Source organism: Candidatus Limimorpha sp. (genome assembly GCF_056203535.1).
Window position 1 is genome coordinate 31472 of record NZ_JBADWU010000101.1, and the last position, 14554, is coordinate 46025.

Annotated in this window: 13 protein-coding genes and 1 tRNA gene; 10 read left to right on the forward strand and 4 right to left on the reverse strand. The window is 44.8% G+C overall.

Going from position 1 to position 14554, the window contains the following annotated elements; genetic code table 11:
* Positions 1 to 153: 153 nt before the first annotated feature.
* Positions 154 to 807, reverse strand: a complete 654-nt coding sequence (locus tag AC06MN_RS11740) for an ABC transporter ATP-binding protein (RefSeq protein WP_475672571.1) — start codon at positions 805 to 807, stop codon at positions 154 to 156.
* Between the two features lie 258 nt (positions 808 to 1065).
* On the opposite strand from AC06MN_RS11740, the gene AC06MN_RS11745 reads away from it, so the two are divergent.
* From AC06MN_RS11745 to AC06MN_RS11755, 3 genes are read left to right on the forward strand one after another with little or no spacing between them, the layout of a single operon-like run.
* Positions 1066 to 2430: a sodium/glutamate symporter gene (locus tag AC06MN_RS11745; RefSeq protein WP_475672572.1), complete on the forward strand. Its 1365-nt coding sequence runs from the start codon at positions 1066 to 1068 to the stop codon at positions 2428 to 2430.
* Between the two features lie 11 nt (positions 2431 to 2441).
* Positions 2442 to 3401 carry a formylglycine-generating enzyme family protein gene (locus AC06MN_RS11750; RefSeq protein ID WP_475672573.1) on the forward strand — a complete coding sequence of 320 codons (960 nt, stop codon included), beginning with the start codon at positions 2442 to 2444 and terminating at the stop codon, positions 3399 to 3401.
* Positions 3398 to 5560 carry a T9SS type A sorting domain-containing protein gene (locus tag AC06MN_RS11755; RefSeq protein ID WP_475672574.1) on the forward strand — a complete coding sequence of 721 codons (2163 nt, stop codon included), beginning with the start codon at positions 3398 to 3400 and terminating at the stop codon, positions 5558 to 5560. Before AC06MN_RS11750 ends, AC06MN_RS11755 begins: the two co-directional genes overlap by 4 nt.
* Here the strand turns inward: AC06MN_RS11755 and AC06MN_RS11760 are convergent.
* Together AC06MN_RS11760 and AC06MN_RS11765 are read right to left on the reverse strand one after the other, a co-directional pair.
* Positions 5550 to 5981, reverse strand: a complete 432-nt coding sequence (locus AC06MN_RS11760; RefSeq protein ID WP_475672575.1) for a retropepsin-like aspartic protease — start codon at positions 5979 to 5981, stop codon at positions 5550 to 5552. The two genes, AC06MN_RS11755 and AC06MN_RS11760, sit on opposite strands and share 11 nt — an antisense overlap.
* Before the next feature lie 51 nt (positions 5982 to 6032).
* Positions 6033 to 6743 (reverse strand): LOG family protein, encoded by a 711-nt coding sequence (locus AC06MN_RS11765; protein WP_475672576.1) that lies wholly within the window; start codon positions 6741 to 6743, stop codon positions 6033 to 6035.
* A 61-nt stretch (positions 6744 to 6804) separates the two neighbouring features.
* Between AC06MN_RS11765 and AC06MN_RS11770 the strand changes: the two genes are divergently transcribed.
* The 7 genes from AC06MN_RS11770 to AC06MN_RS11800 all read left to right on the forward strand — a co-directional run bounded on the left by AC06MN_RS11770 (position 6805) and on the right by AC06MN_RS11800 (position 13714).
* The gene (locus tag AC06MN_RS11770; protein WP_475672577.1) at positions 6805 to 6939 is read left to right on the forward strand and encodes a hypothetical protein; all 135 of its coding nucleotides are present in this window, start codon (positions 6805 to 6807) and stop codon (positions 6937 to 6939) included.
* Positions 6940 to 7000: 61 nt separating this feature from the next.
* Positions 7001 to 7073 (forward strand) — tRNA-Gly (locus tag AC06MN_RS11775).
* 563 nt (positions 7074 to 7636) lie between these two features.
* Positions 7637 to 8119: a hypothetical protein gene (locus tag AC06MN_RS11780; RefSeq protein WP_475672578.1), complete on the forward strand. Its 483-nt coding sequence runs from the start codon at positions 7637 to 7639 to the stop codon at positions 8117 to 8119.
* Between the two features lie 144 nt (positions 8120 to 8263).
* Complete coding sequence (locus AC06MN_RS11785) at positions 8264 to 9607, forward strand: MurL-like N-terminal domain-containing (protein WP_475672579.1); 1344 nt, start codon at positions 8264 to 8266, stop codon at positions 9605 to 9607.
* Positions 9600 to 10940, forward strand: a complete 1341-nt coding sequence (gene murD, locus AC06MN_RS11790; protein WP_475672580.1) for a UDP-N-acetylmuramoyl-L-alanine--D-glutamate ligase — start codon at positions 9600 to 9602, stop codon at positions 10938 to 10940. Before AC06MN_RS11785 ends, murD begins: the two co-directional genes overlap by 8 nt.
* A 396-nt stretch (positions 10941 to 11336) precedes the next feature.
* A complete protein-coding gene (locus AC06MN_RS11795; protein ID WP_475672581.1) occupies positions 11337 to 12452 on the forward strand; it encodes a choice-of-anchor J domain-containing protein in 1116 nt (371 codons plus the stop codon).
* 35 nt (positions 12453 to 12487) lie between these two features.
* Entirely contained in the window at positions 12488 to 13714 is a 1227-nt protein-coding gene (locus AC06MN_RS11800) for a hypothetical protein (protein WP_475672582.1), read from the forward strand.
* Here the strand turns inward: AC06MN_RS11800 and folP are convergent.
* Entirely contained in the window at positions 13706 to 14554 is an 849-nt protein-coding gene (gene folP, locus AC06MN_RS11805; protein WP_475672583.1) for a dihydropteroate synthase, read from the reverse strand. The genes AC06MN_RS11800 and folP overlap by 9 nt on opposite strands.

Below are 14554 nucleotides of genomic sequence, written 5' to 3' on the forward strand. Positions count from 1 at the left end.
GTTGCGAGGTTGCGAGGTTACGAGGTTGCGAGACTGCGAGGTTGCGAGGTCGCGAGACTGCGAGGTTGCGAGGTTGCGAGACTGCGAGATGACGAGATGTCTCGCGTTCCCGCGTTCCCGATGCCTCGTATTCGTTATGTAAATTGATTATACTCATTGACTTGTTTTTCCGTCTTTAATTGTGATGGTTCGGTCCGACATTTCGGCCAATTGCGGATTGTGTGTCACGATGACGAAAGTCTGCTGCATCTCGTCGCGCAAGCGGAAAAACAGCTGGTGCAGTTCCTGTGCCGATTTCGAGTCGAGGTTGCCCGAAGGCTCGTCGGCAAGGACCACGGCGGGGTTGTTGATCAGGGCGCGTGCCACGGCAATGCGCTGCTGCTCGCCGCCCGAAAGTTCCGATGGCTTGTGGTGTTTTCTGTCGGTAAGGTTCAGGTATTCAAGCAGTTTCTCGGCGCGTGCCACGGCTTCTTTCCTTGATGTGCCGCCGATGAAGGCAGGAATGCAGATGTTCTCGATGGCGGTAAACTCAGGCAGAAGGTGATGGAACTGGAACACGAAACCGATTTTCTGGTTGCGGAAGGCAGCCAAGGCGGTGTCGTTGAGTCTGCTGACCTCGGTTCCATCTATTATGAGTTGTCCGCAGTCGGCTTTGTCCAGCGTCCCGATGATGTGGAGTAGGGTAGACTTGCCTGCCCCCGAAGCGCCCACTATGCTCACGATTTCTTTTTTAGCAATCTGTAAGTCAATGCCTTTGATGACTTCCAGCTTGCCGAAAGACTTGTATATGCCTTGTGCTTGAATCATTTTTGCCAATTTGGGCGCAAAGATAGTGAAAATCGGGTTAGGACATAAATCTTACATGAATCTTTCGTGTTGGATATTTGGACATTTGGATATTTGGACATTTGGACACTTGGACATTTAGACATTTGGATACTTAGACATTTAGACATTTGGACGCTTTGACATTTGGGCATTTGGACAAATTACTGACGGAAAATCGATGCATCAGTACATATATTGAAATCTTTTTTATTTTTGCAGAGATTAAAATTCAATCTTATGTTTGATACATCTATTTTTTCTCCTTGGGTGTTGTTCACTGATTTGGGGCTTATCATGTGCCTTCTTCTCGTTGGAAAACTGATTCGTGCAAAAGTGAAAATCGTTCAGAAACTCTTCATTCCGCCGAGCATGATTGCCGGTGTGTTGGGACTTGCATTTGGTCCGAATGGTCTTGGTTGGCTGCCGTTTTCAGGTTCCATCGGCGTTTATCCGGCCATTCTGATTGCCGTGGTCTTTGGTGCGCTTCCATTGTCTTCACCGGCTTTTAAGGTCAAGGAAGTGGCGGGCAGGGTAGGGCCTTTGTGGGTCTATTCCCAGTTCGGCATGTTGTTTCAGTGGGCGGTGATGGGCCTTTTCGGCTTGTTAGTGATGAAAGCCATTTGGCCGAATTTGAATGATGCTTTCGGCGTGATGCTGCCCACGGGTTTCTACGGCGGCCACGGGACGGCGGCGGCCATCGGCACTGCTTTCAATGGCCTCGGCTGGGACGAAGCGGGAAGCCTCGGCATGACTACGGCCACCATCGGCGTGATACTGGCCATAATCGGTGGCTTGCTTTTCATCAAAATTGCGGCTAAAAACAAACAGACTTCCTATATTTCCGATTTCGGCGACCTGCCCAATGAATTGCGCGACGGGCTTATGCCCGAAGAAAAGCGTGAACCTTTGGGAATTGCCACAACATCTCCTATTTCCATCGATTCGCTGACTTTCCATTTCGCCTTGGTGATTGTCGCGGCGTTTGGCGGTTATCTGGTCAGCAAAGGCGTGAAACTTTGTTATCCGAAATTGGAACTTCCTGTTTTCAGTTGCGCTTTCATTGTCGGCCTTCTGATGAAGCTGATATTCAACAAAACCAAGGTTTCGCGCTATATCGATGGTAAGACGGCAAGTAGTATCAGCAGTTTCGCCACCGACCTTCTTGTCGCTTTCGGAATCGCTTCCATCAAACTTGATGTCGTGGTGAAATATGCAGTTCCTCTTCTTGTGCTGCTTGCGGTCGGAACTATCGTTACGGTGTTCACGGTTTTCTATTTTGGCCGTCACCTGATGAAAAAGGATTGGTTCGAGAAATCGATATTTGCATGGGGCTGGTGGACGGGCACCATGGCCATGGGCATTGCGCTTTTGCGTATCGTCGACCCGAAAATGGCATCCAAAGCCCTCGATGATTATGCGCTCGCTTATCTGCCTTGCGCTCCCGTCGAAATCGTGCTGATTTCCTTGGTGCCTTTGATGTTTGCCAATGGTCAAGGCCTGTGGATGATGCTGGTTTGCCTTGCCATATCGCTCGTCTTGCTGTTTTTGGCACGCTGCCTCAAATGGTGGATTCCGAAAAATGATTTAATGTCGAATAAATAAACTTAATGAGAATGAAACGTTTTTATTTGTTTTTTGTGGCTTTGATGTTTTCAAGCGCACTTTTTGCCCAGCAGGATACTTTGCCGGCTCCATCGGTCTATCGCGTTAATGGCGTGTCGTTCAAGATGGTAAGGGTCGAAAAAGGTGACTTCTGGATGGGTGCGCAGCATCTTGATACTGCCGATTTCAATTACGACAGGCTTTCGCAAAGTGATGAATTGCCGGTGCATAATGTGAAGATTAAGGAAGATTTTTATATCGGTCAGACCGAGGTGACGCAAAAACTTTGGAAGGCCGTGATGGGTAGCAATCCGAGTAAGAAAAAATGTCCGAAACGCCCTGTGGAAAATGTGTCGTATTATGACATTCAGGAGTTTCTCGTCATTTTGGACAGTTTGACAGGCATGAAATTCCGCCTTCCGACCGAAGCAGAATGGGAATATGCGGCACGCGGCGGTAAAAATTCGCGTAACTATATTTTTAGTGGCAGTAAGGAGGCTGAGCGCGTGGCTTGGTTTACCGAAAATGCCCGCAAGACAAAGAAAGTCGGCAAACGAAGCCCCAATGAATTAGGCATTTACGATATGTCGGGCAATGTGTGGGAATGGTGCGATTCGCCCTATCGCTTTTACGATGCCAAACGCAATGCTAACTTGGGCCGTGACGGGCAGATGTATTGCATCCGAGGCGGTGCCTGGCAGTTGCCGAAGACGGCCTGTCGCGTGACTTGGCGCGGCAAACGTATGCCCGATTCGGGCAATTCATTCGGTGGTTTCCGCTTGTGCCTCGATTCAAAGTATGTCAAGGAGGAAACGCCTGAACCAGAAATGATTAAGGCCGCTGATGAAACGCAGGAAGCCGTTGAGCCGAAAATGTCGAAGAAAGAAAAACGCGAGGCAAAAAGAGCAGCGCGTAAGGCTGCAAAAGAAGCAGAAAAAGCACAGGAAAACACGGACGAAGGTAAGGAATGAAATCCTTTTTCAAAATAGCGTTCTTTCTTTTTGCCTTTTTGCCTTTGGTGGCATTGGGGCAGCAGGTGCGCGTTGATGGCGAAAAGACTTTGTCGTTTCCTTGGGCTGGTGGTTTGAATGCCTGTCAGTTCGGCTCCATCGACCTTGATTTTGATGGCAAAAACGACTTGGTGGTTTTCGACCGTCAGGGCAATTGCTTGTCGTGTTTTGTAAATCGTGGTGGACTTGGTGAGATTTGTTATGAATTTGACAATCAGTATGCTAAGGCTTTTCCAAAAATCGATGACTGGATGATTTTGGCGGATTATGATGGCGATGGTCGCAACGATATTTTCACCTATTCCAAAGGTTGGGCAGGTATTAAGGTTTATAGGAATGTCTCCACCGACTCGTTGGCCTTTGAGTTGGTTAAATCGCCCTATCTGACTTCTCTGCAAGGTGCGGGCGAGGTGAACATTATGGCTACATACGCCGATTATCCAGCCATTGTCGATGTGGATGGCGATGGCGATTTGGACATTCTCACCTTTGGCGTTTTAGGCACTTTCATCGAAAAACACCAGAATCTTTCTGTGGAAAAATACGGCATCCGCGATTCGTTGATTTTTGAACGCAACGATTACTGTTGGGGAAGAGTGGCTGAAAGTGAGGAAGATAACAGAATGTATTTAGACACTTGCCTCTTCGGAAAAACGATAATTGAAGGACCTTTCCGTCATCGTGGGGCGACGGTTGCAGTGCGCGATTTGAATGGCGACGGCCTTCTGGATATGCTCTTGGGTGATGTCGATTATCCGGGACTAATTTATTTGCAAAACGGCGGTACTTTGGATTCTGCATTGATGACCTCGCAAAACAACCGCTTTCCATCGCAACAGCCTGTAAATCTGTTTTCCATGCCGATGCCGTTTTTCATTGATGTCAATAATGATGGCTTGGAAGATATGATTGTTTCGCCTTTCGACCCTAATCCTTTGTCGGCGGAAGGGCAAAACAGCGTGTGGCTTTATTTGAATTTTGGAACGAATGAAACCCCTGATTTCCAGTTGTATACAAAATCGTTTCTGCAAGATGAAATGTTGGATTTCGGCACGGGTTCTTATCCTGTTTTTGCAGATGTTGATGCCGATGGCTTGACCGATATGCTGGTCGGCACGATAGGCAACATCGATTCCACCTATTATATTTATGGTTCGTTGCAAACGCATCGCTTGGGGCAAATTGCTTTTTTTAAGAATGTGGGAACAACGAATAACCCTGTTTTCCAGCTTTTTGATGATGATTTCGGCAACTTGAAATCCATGAAAACAAGCGGTTTGGTTCCGGCATTCGGCGATTTGAATAATGACGGAAAACCGGAAATGCTGGTCGGCACATCGGAAGGTAATATTTTATTTTTCAATGCTGATTTTCAGTTGCTTGACAATGATTTCCTGCATTATGAAAAGACTTGGTCGGCGCCTTGCCTTTATGATGTTGATGCTGACGGCACTTTGGATTTAGTGGTTGGCAATGCCAATGGAAAACTGACTTTGTATCAGGGATTTAACGAAAACGGGAATGTCAGTTTTGCTTTTGTCACCGATGAATGGGGTGGGGTAGATGTGCGCGATTATTCGGCTTCGTATTTCGGTTACAGCGTGCCGTCGTTTTTCAAAAACGGAGCAGAAACCTATCTTTCCGTTGGCTCGGAACAAGGAAAAATGTTTTTGTATAAGCTGAACAGCGATGGTTTGCCGTTTGAGGAAATTTCCGAAGAATGGCAGCGGATTGTACCTGATTTTGACAATCATTTCGGATTGCGTTGTGCTGCTGCATTGTTCGATTTGAATGATGACGGAAAAATGGAAATGATGGTCGGGAATTATGCCGGAGGCTTGCAGTTGTTTAATGCGGAAATCGAAGTGAATCAAAGCGTTGAGGAAATGGTGGAGGGAGTGCTGGTTTATCCGAATCCTGCGAAATCCGCTTTGACGATTGTTGGAAAAGAGATCAATCAAATCAGGGTTTATGATGTTTTAGGCCGCTGCCTGATACAAAAAAATGCCGCTTCCGATGAAACGACGATTGATGTAAATGTTTTGGCTTCGGGGATCTATCTTTTGCAAATGAATTGCAATTCGGGCAAGATGAAATTTGTCCGATTCATCAAGGAGTAAGCCTGATTTTCTTTTGCCTGTAATTGATGACCGCCTTGTGTTTCACTAACAGGTCGCCGCCAATGATGCCGTCGATTTTCGGCAAATGGACTTTTTCGTATGATTCGTAGATGTTTTCCAAATCCAATGCCACGGCGTTGTAATGTCGGATTTCCAAGTCGCCCAAATCCAGTGCCTCGATGACGAAAGTGGCGCTTTCCAATTCGTTGCCGCCCACGCCTGCCGTGATGCCTTCCTTTTTCTCAAATTGCGGATTGTCAATGAAATTGGCGATGTTTTTCGGGTCGAAAACGGAACGCGAAGCCCCCGTGTCGACGAGGAAGTTGGCTTCCTTACCATTGATTCGGCCTTGAATCATGATATGGAAGCCATCTCCTTCGATGTCGAGTATGCGTATCGGTATTTCAATGTAACGCCTCATGTTTTTCGTGGGTTATGAGTTGTGGGAAAATCATCCATCACCATTCACCAATCAGAAGTTTGGCTTTACATCAAATTTCTCATAGAATTCCTTGATGACGGTTACGGCCTCTTCCTTAGTGTCTACAAGATGGAAAATGTCAAAGTCCTCTTCCTTGATCATTTGTCGGGTCAACAAAACTTCTCTCATCCATTGGATTAAGCCGCTCCAATATTCCTTTCCGACAAGTACGACTGGAAAATCGACCATCTTGTCAGTTTGGATTAAAGTCAGGGCTTCGAATAATTCGTCCAAGGTGCCTAAGCCGCCAGGCATGACGATATAACCTTGTGCATAGCGCATGAATAAGGTCTTGCGTACAAAGAAATAATTGAAGTCAATCTCCTTGTCAATGTATTGATTGCCATGCTTTTCGAAAGGAAGTCTGATGTTGAGTCCGACGCTTGTCGCATTGCATTCGCAAGCTCCCTTGTTGGCAGCCTCCATGATACCCGGACCGCCGCCAGTGATGATTCCGAACCCCAATTTTGTCAGCTCAATGGCAATTTCGGTAGTGAGTTTGTAATAAGGGTCGTCAGGTTTTGTGCGTGCCGAACCGAAAATGGCCACACAGGGACCGATGTTCGACAGACGGTCCATGCCATCGACAAATTCCGACATGATTTTGAAAACCGACCATGAATCGTGGCTCTTTATATCGCTCCAAGTCTTTTGCTTGAAACAGCATTTGATGATTTCTTCTTCTCTTTTTGTGATTGCCATAGTGTTTGAGTTTTAATTTATGCTGCAAATTTAGAAAAAAAGCAATTATAAACACTGTGATATGGAAAAAGAATTGGCCTGTTGGCCTTTAGCTTTTAGCCATCAGCTTGGCTTCGCAGCGAGTTTGGCTGCCGCCATGTGTTCACTCGGCGAAGCCAAGCCAAAAGCCAGCGGTCTGCGGTCAAAAGCAAAATAATATCAAAAAATGCGAAAAATTGAATTTCGTTTGTAAAAATGTGGTATTTTTGCAGCGCAATGCGAATGTAGTTCAGTTGGTAGAACATCAGCTTCCCAAGCTGAGGGTCGCGGGTTCGAATCCCGTTATTCGCTCATGGGACTTGATTCACTTCAAGGGGGATGCGGCTGAAAGGCCGCATTTTTTGTTTCATTATGTAACGATAAAAAATAAGTTGTAACACATTTCAACGTTTACCATTGCTTTCCTGTAAAAACGCAAATTTCCATAAATTATCCAAAAATCAGTGTGAATTAACTGATATACATCTAATTGTAGCTTTTATTCATTTATGATTCATTTACGATAATTGACTACGTCGAAATGAATATTGACTACGTCGAATCTAAAAGATTTCACCGACATGAAGTGAGGTAATCTTCGATTTTGCGTTTTGCGAAGCGAAAAAACAACTATTATCGTTACAGGTTATTTTTTAATTCTCACTTGACACAAAAATAGTGTTAAATTGGATATATATTGTAGATGAAATTGAAATTTTATAGGTTTTGGATATCTTGGTTGTTTTTAAGGACTTTTCGGAAATTGACACTGCAAAAATGGGTGAAATCAGCCAAACTCATGCAAAACATTTATTTTGTGTTTGCCGAATGCGAAATGATTACTATTTTTGCAAAAATAATGAGTTGAGTAAAAAATGAAGGAAACGGATGTTCCTGATATCATAAAGACGAATCTGATAGGTACCAGAGTCTATTTTGAAATACCGACTGATGATAAAATTGATTATTCGGTAAGACGAAAGATTATTCTGGATGCCTACGATATTCTTCTGCAAAGAAATGGAGGAAATATTAGCGTTTTCAATGATTTTATTGGGGCAAATGTGGAGATTACTCGAAAAATCAGCAGGAAAAAAGCGTCCAACAACTCGGTCAGAAAATGGCAATCTACGTATGCGATTTTGAAGGTGCTTGATGTAGTAAAATATGCGAGTGCTGATGAAATCATACATTTGCCATCGAAACACGGAATGCAACAGGAAAGTGGTTTTTCATACGTGGTACCATTGTATTATGAATTCAAACATCCGAAGAAGTCGTATTTGAATTTTACTGTAGAGCTTGTCGTGGGGGAAAAAGTTTTGGAAAAAGGAGATAAAAAAATATGTGCAATATAGTGTGGAACTAATGGAAATAAAAAAATCCGAAAACAGTTAACCCGACTTATTTGCATGCAGATCTGTTTACGGATTTAAGTCTTTTGACTTGGCAAAAATACATAAAATTTTGAAAAATAGTTCATTTTTAATAAAAAAACGGTTTTGAAACGTTCAGACAACCAATATGAATTCGATGCCTTGCGTCAGCAATTTTCCACTTTTACGTTTGAAAGTCAGGAGATTGAGTTGAAAGACGGCGCATTGCATCTGGCGTTTTCCTTCAGTCTTGACGGGAAATATCATTTCACGCCCACGCTGACCATTCCGGCACGTCCTTTCTATCATTGGGACATGTTTCCAGAGGAACAGTTGCAGACTTTAGCTTTCCATATCGGCATGATAGAGCTTGTCAGTTATTGGAAAATCGCCTGCCCGAAAAAAGTGATTGTCAAGCCATTCTCCTTGACGGAAAGTCAAAAATCTTTTTGGAAGAAACTGTATTACAATGGTTTGGGTGAGTTTTTCTACCTTAATACCATTACTTGTTCCGAGGCTGATTTCATGATCATCGAAACACCCGAAGGCAAGCCTTTCGCCAAAGTCAATTTGCCTTTGCAGGAAAAGGCAATCATTCCCGTTGGCGGCGGCAAGGATTCTGTCGTCACTTTGGAATTGCTTCGCAACGAACTGCCCTGCACGCCTTTGATAGTCAATCCGCGTGGCGCGACTTTGGGTTGTGTCGAGACTGCTGGCTACGCCGACGGTGCTTTCATGGTGGCCAATCGCACGCTTGACCCCGTCATGCTGCAACTTAACAAGGAAGGCTATCTGAACGGTCACACGCCATTCTCGGCGATGTTGGCTTTTGTGACTTTGCTGGTCGGGTTTGGCAGCGGTAGCCGCTATATCGCCCTTTCCAATGAGTCGAGTGCCAATGAGTCGACGGTGCCTGGTACGAACATCAATCACCAATACAGCAAATCCGTTGAGTTTGAGCGTGATTTCCGTGAATATGTGGCGGAAAACATCAATGCTGACATTCAGTATTTCAGTTTCCTGCGTCCGCTGAGCGAGATGCAGATTGCTTATTTCTTTGCGCAGTTCGAGGCCTATCACAAGGTCTTCCGCAGTTGCAATGCTGGCAGCAAGACCGATTCGTGGTGCGGCAATTGCCCGAAATGCCTCTTCACATGGCTGATTCTCTCGCCGTTCATTTCGCGTGAAAAGCTGACCGAAATTTTCGGCAAGGACTTGATGGCTGACATGAGTTTAAGACCAATCTTTGAAGAACTTAATGGGACTTCGGCGGTGAAGCCTTTTGAATGTGTCGGCACGGTGGAAGAAGTGAGGGCTTGCGTCGATGCCATGCAAAACCGCGAAGGCACGATTGCTGCCATTTCGCCAAAGGCGGAGACCAACGTGGTGGAAATGCTGAAACGCTATAATGAAGAAAACTTTTTGCCTGAAAAAATTGCCGCAATCCTAAAATCAAAACTCTATGTTTGACAGTATTTTAAACAGGTTGCAAGGCAAGCGTGTCCTTATCCTTGGCTTTGGCCGCGAGGGTAAGTCGACCTTGCGTTTCTTGCAGAAATATCTTCCTCATAATAAAATGGGTGTCGCCGATAAAAATGCAGCCGCTTTTGCGGAATTTCAAAATCTGCAGCTTGCTGAACGCTCCCTGAGCATGTCGAAGGGGAGCGAAGCAAGACGATTGCACTTTCATTCCGGCGATGATTATCTGCAAAACATTTACGATTACGACATTGTCATCAAAACACCGGGCATCTCACTGAAGGATTTCGACATGAAAGGCATTGAAATCACATCTCAGACAGACTTGTTTTTGGGTGAATTTCACCGCCAGACCATAGGCATCAGCGGCACGAAAGGCAAGAGCACGACGACGAGCTTGATTTATCATCTGCTGAAATCGGCTGGAAAAGATGCCATTCTCACGGGCAATATCGGTATTCCATGCTTTGATGTGATGGAGGGTATAAAGCCCGATTCCATAGTGGTTTACGAACTCTCGGCGCATCAGTTGGAGTATGTTCACAACGGACCGAAAGTCGGTGTGCTGCTGAACGTGTTTGAGGAACATCTTGACCATTTCGGCACTTTTGAAAGGTATAAAAACGCGAAACTCAATCTTTTGCGTTTCATGCAGGAAGATGATTTCGCCATTATTCACGATAGTTTGCTGGACGATGTGCTGCCGTTGTTTGTCAATCAGGCGGTGTTCTCGACCATGAATTTTGATGTCGATGAAAGCCGTTTGCCTATTTTGGGCGAACACAACCTGCTGAATGTGAAGGCGGCCTTGTGTGCTTGTTCGGCTTTCGGCATCGATGAGCGGGAACTGATTCCTTATTTATATACGTTCAAGCCTTTGGAACATCGTCTGGAGCGTGTCGGCACTTTTGGCGGCGTGACTTTCTTCAACGATAGTATTTCAACCATACCGCAGGCGGCCATTGCGGCTTGCAAGACTTTGAAAAAGGTTGATTTCCTGCTGCTTGGCGGTTTCGACCGCGACATCGATTACACGCCTTTGATTGATTTCCTTTCGCAAGGCATTGTGCCAAATCTGCTGTTCACGGGCAAAGCCGGCGAACGTTTGATGCAGGCCTTGAAGGATAGGGGAGTGGCGGTTGCTCTTGTTCCGTATGCGTCTATGGATGAGGCGTTTGCTTATCTTTCCGCTCACGCAGAATCGGGTGATGTGTGTCTGCTTTCGCCTGCGGCATCAAGTTACGATCAATACAGGAATTTTGAGGAGAGAGGTCGGAAATTCAAGGTTTTGGCGGAACGTTTTGCTTTGTCAAATCAGAAATAAATTCGTTAATAAGTAGGGTTCAAAATTATACTACAACATAGATGGGTTATCGGTTATCGGTTATCAGTTGTCGGTTATCAGTTGTCAGTTATCAGTTGTCGGTTATCAGTTGTCAGTTATCGGTTATCAGTTGTCAGTTGTCAGTTATCAGTTGTCAGTTGTCAGTTATCAGTTGTCAGTTATCAGTTGTCAGTCATAAATTGTTCAAATACTCAAAACGTCTAAACGTCTAAATGTCTAAATGTCCAAACGTCCAAATGTCCAAACGTCTAAATGTCTAAATGTCCAAATGTCCAAACGTCCAAATGTCCAAATCACTCATAACCCTAAATTCAAATTGTAAACTAAATTTTAACAAGCAATTAATCAATTATTTAATAAATTAAATCTATCAGTATGAAAAAAGGATTTTTATCATTGTTCTTTGCCTGTGCTTTAGGTTTGGCAGGCACTTGCGTTCACGCACAATCAAGATTCATGGCTCCGTATGACTTTAATGGAGAATTTACTCCGACGGGCGTAAACCTTTCGTGGAAATCGGAAGCACCGGTTTCCGTTGTCCCGGAAGACCTTTATTGGGATTTGGAAACCATGGTCGACTGGACTTTGATTGATGCCGATGGCGACAATCATTGCTGGATGCATGTTCAGGGTTTGGAATGTCCAAGCGGTTACATTTGCTTGGTTTCGGAATCGAAAGACTGCTATGGCACATACGGCGGTATTCCTTACACACCTGATAATTACATTGTTACGAACAAAATCTTGATTTTGGACGGAACGGAACTTTCGTTTATGGCTTGCGCTGCCGATGCTGTGAGTTATGCTGAACATTTTGGCGTTGCCGTCTCTACAGCAGGCAATACCAGTGCCGCCGATTTCACAACTGTTGCGGAATGGACCGTTGCCCCCGACAAGTTGAATCAGACACCTTGGAAAGAGTACTCCGTTGACCTCAGTGCATACGCAGGTCAGGAAGTTTATGTCGCTTTCCGCCATTTCGGTTGTACTAATCAGTATGCTTTGGCTATTGATGATGTCCGTTTCACATACAATGCTGAACCGAATGACCTTGAAAGTTTCAACCTTTACCGTTCCACAACGGATAGCGATTATCAGCTGATTGCCAATATTCCAGCCGTTGAGTACCAGGCTCAGTATGAATATCTTGACAACGTTGAACAAGGTACTTACTTCTATCAGGTGACTGCTGTTTACGCCAACCAAGGCGAAACCGAACCTGCTTCAACGATGGTTTCGCTGACATCAGTCGCCGAAAATGCTGTCGAAGCAAAGGTCTATCCAAATCCGACCAATGGTCTGCTGAAAGTCGTTGCCGCCGATATGAGGCAAATCATGGTGATAAACGCTTTGGGACAGGTCGTCAGCACAATTCCTGCCGAAGGCGATGAAACATCAGTCGATTTGTCGCAAATGAAGGCTGGCTTGTACCTGATTCGCGTTGAGACAGAGACAAGTTGCGAAGTGCATCAAATCAATGTGGTGAAGTAAAATAATAGAAATCATCAGAATAAAACTTATTTGCAATGAAAAAACATCTTCCTATTATGGTGACAATGCTGATGTTAGCACTTTTCAGCAATTGTAAAAAAGAACAGAAAAACAATTCAATTTATCCTGTTGTTTCGACAGATGAAGTGACAGAGATAGGAATCCATTCTGCCATGTGTAGTGGCACTGTGACCGAACACGGTAAAACTTTTATAAATGTTAGAGGAATTTGCTGGGGCATAAATCACAATCCAACCGTAAGTGACGATTTTATTAATAGCGATTTTTATTTCGCAAAAGATTCGGATGATGGCTTGGGAAGCTACAACGTTAAAATACCGGGATTGGCAGCCAATACCCAGTATTATGCACGCGCGTATGCTACGAATAGTAATGGGACTGCGTATGGAAATGAGGTGAGTTTCACCACCCAATCGTATGGAAGCATTGTTCCCGAAGGAGGCGTAAATGCGCTTTTCTCCATCAACGGCAATGGTGGCAAAGTCTGGTTCTCGAAAGGTAATTTGCAATATCAAGCCTCCACTGGCACATGGCGCTTTGCTGAAAACCAATGGGACATTTGTGATGCTAACGCGAGCGAACACTACACTACCGATTATGCTGAGGAAAGCTCAGCATGGATTGACCTTTTCGGTTGGGGCACTTCTGGCTATAATCATGGCGCAGCTTGTTATCAGCCATGGGAAAATAGTACAAATTCAATGAGTTATAACGCCTACGGACAAAATAATAGCAATTTGTATGATTATACAGGTAAGGCTGATTGGGGTTATAATGCCATCAGCAATGGAGGCAATGTTGAGAATTTTGGTTGGCGCACATTAACCAAAGATGAGTGGAATTATCTTCTGTTTGAGCGTCCAAATTATGGTATTCTTTTCGGTCAAGGCCAAGTGAATGGTACGAATGGTTTGATTCTTTTGCCGGATGATTGGATGTTTCCTTCCGGGATTTCTTTTAAACCTGGAGTTTCGCAATGGGAGAATTGTTATACTATGAAACAATGGTCGAAAATGGAAGCGGCGGGGGCGGTGTTCCTTCCCGCGTCAGGTATGCGCAATGGCAATTTGATTTACCATGTGATGGGCTCATGCGATTATTGGACTTCAACATGTTATCAAGGCAGTAGTAGCCAATATAGTTCTTACGGGTTCTATTTTGGATATGAAACTGTGATCGCAAATAATATTACTGAATGGCACTATGGACATAGTGTGCGTCTTGTGAAGCCGTTAGAATAATGGTTGATTGGTAAAATCAACCAAATTCACGGCATTTACCGCTTTTTTCACATCATGAACCCTGATAATGTCCGCGCCATTCATCAAGGCGATGGTGTTCAGTACCGTTGTGCCGTTTTCGATGGCTTCGGGGTCGTTTTTGTAATCCGTTCCTAACACTTTCCAAATCATTGATTTCCTTGAAATTCCGATGAGGATAGGGAGGCTGTTGAAACGATAACGGTTTAAGTCGTGGAGTAGGGCGTAGTTGGCTTTCAGGCTTTTGCCGAAACCGATGCCTGGATCGAGAATGATTTGCTGCTGACCGAAAGAATCAAGTTTTCCGCATTGTCCGGCAAAGAAATCGTAAACCGTCTGGTGAATGTTGCCGTCCAAAGCGTATTGGTGCATGGTTTCGGGCGTGCCGACACAATGCATCATGATGTAAGGTACATGATTTTCACCGATGTAAGGCAGCATTTTTTCATCGAACAAACCGCCTGAAATGTCGTTGATGATGTCGGCGCCTTCGCCAAGGCAGCTTTCGGCAACGGATTTTCTGAACGTGTCGATGGAAAGCAAGGCATCAGGGAAACGTTTGCGAATGGCTTTTACAATGGGAACAACCCTTTGCAGTTCTTCGGCTTCTGTCGCGATTTCGTTGTTCGGACGGGTTGAGCAGCCACCGATGTCGATGATTTCCGCACCATCGCAAAGCATTTCTTCGCAATGCTGTAAAGCACTGTCAATCTGATTGTAATGACCGCCATCGGAAAACGAATCGGGCGTCACGTTCAGTATGCCCATCATCACGGGACGGGGACTGCTGAAATTTTTATTTTGTGTTCTGAGTGTCAGCAT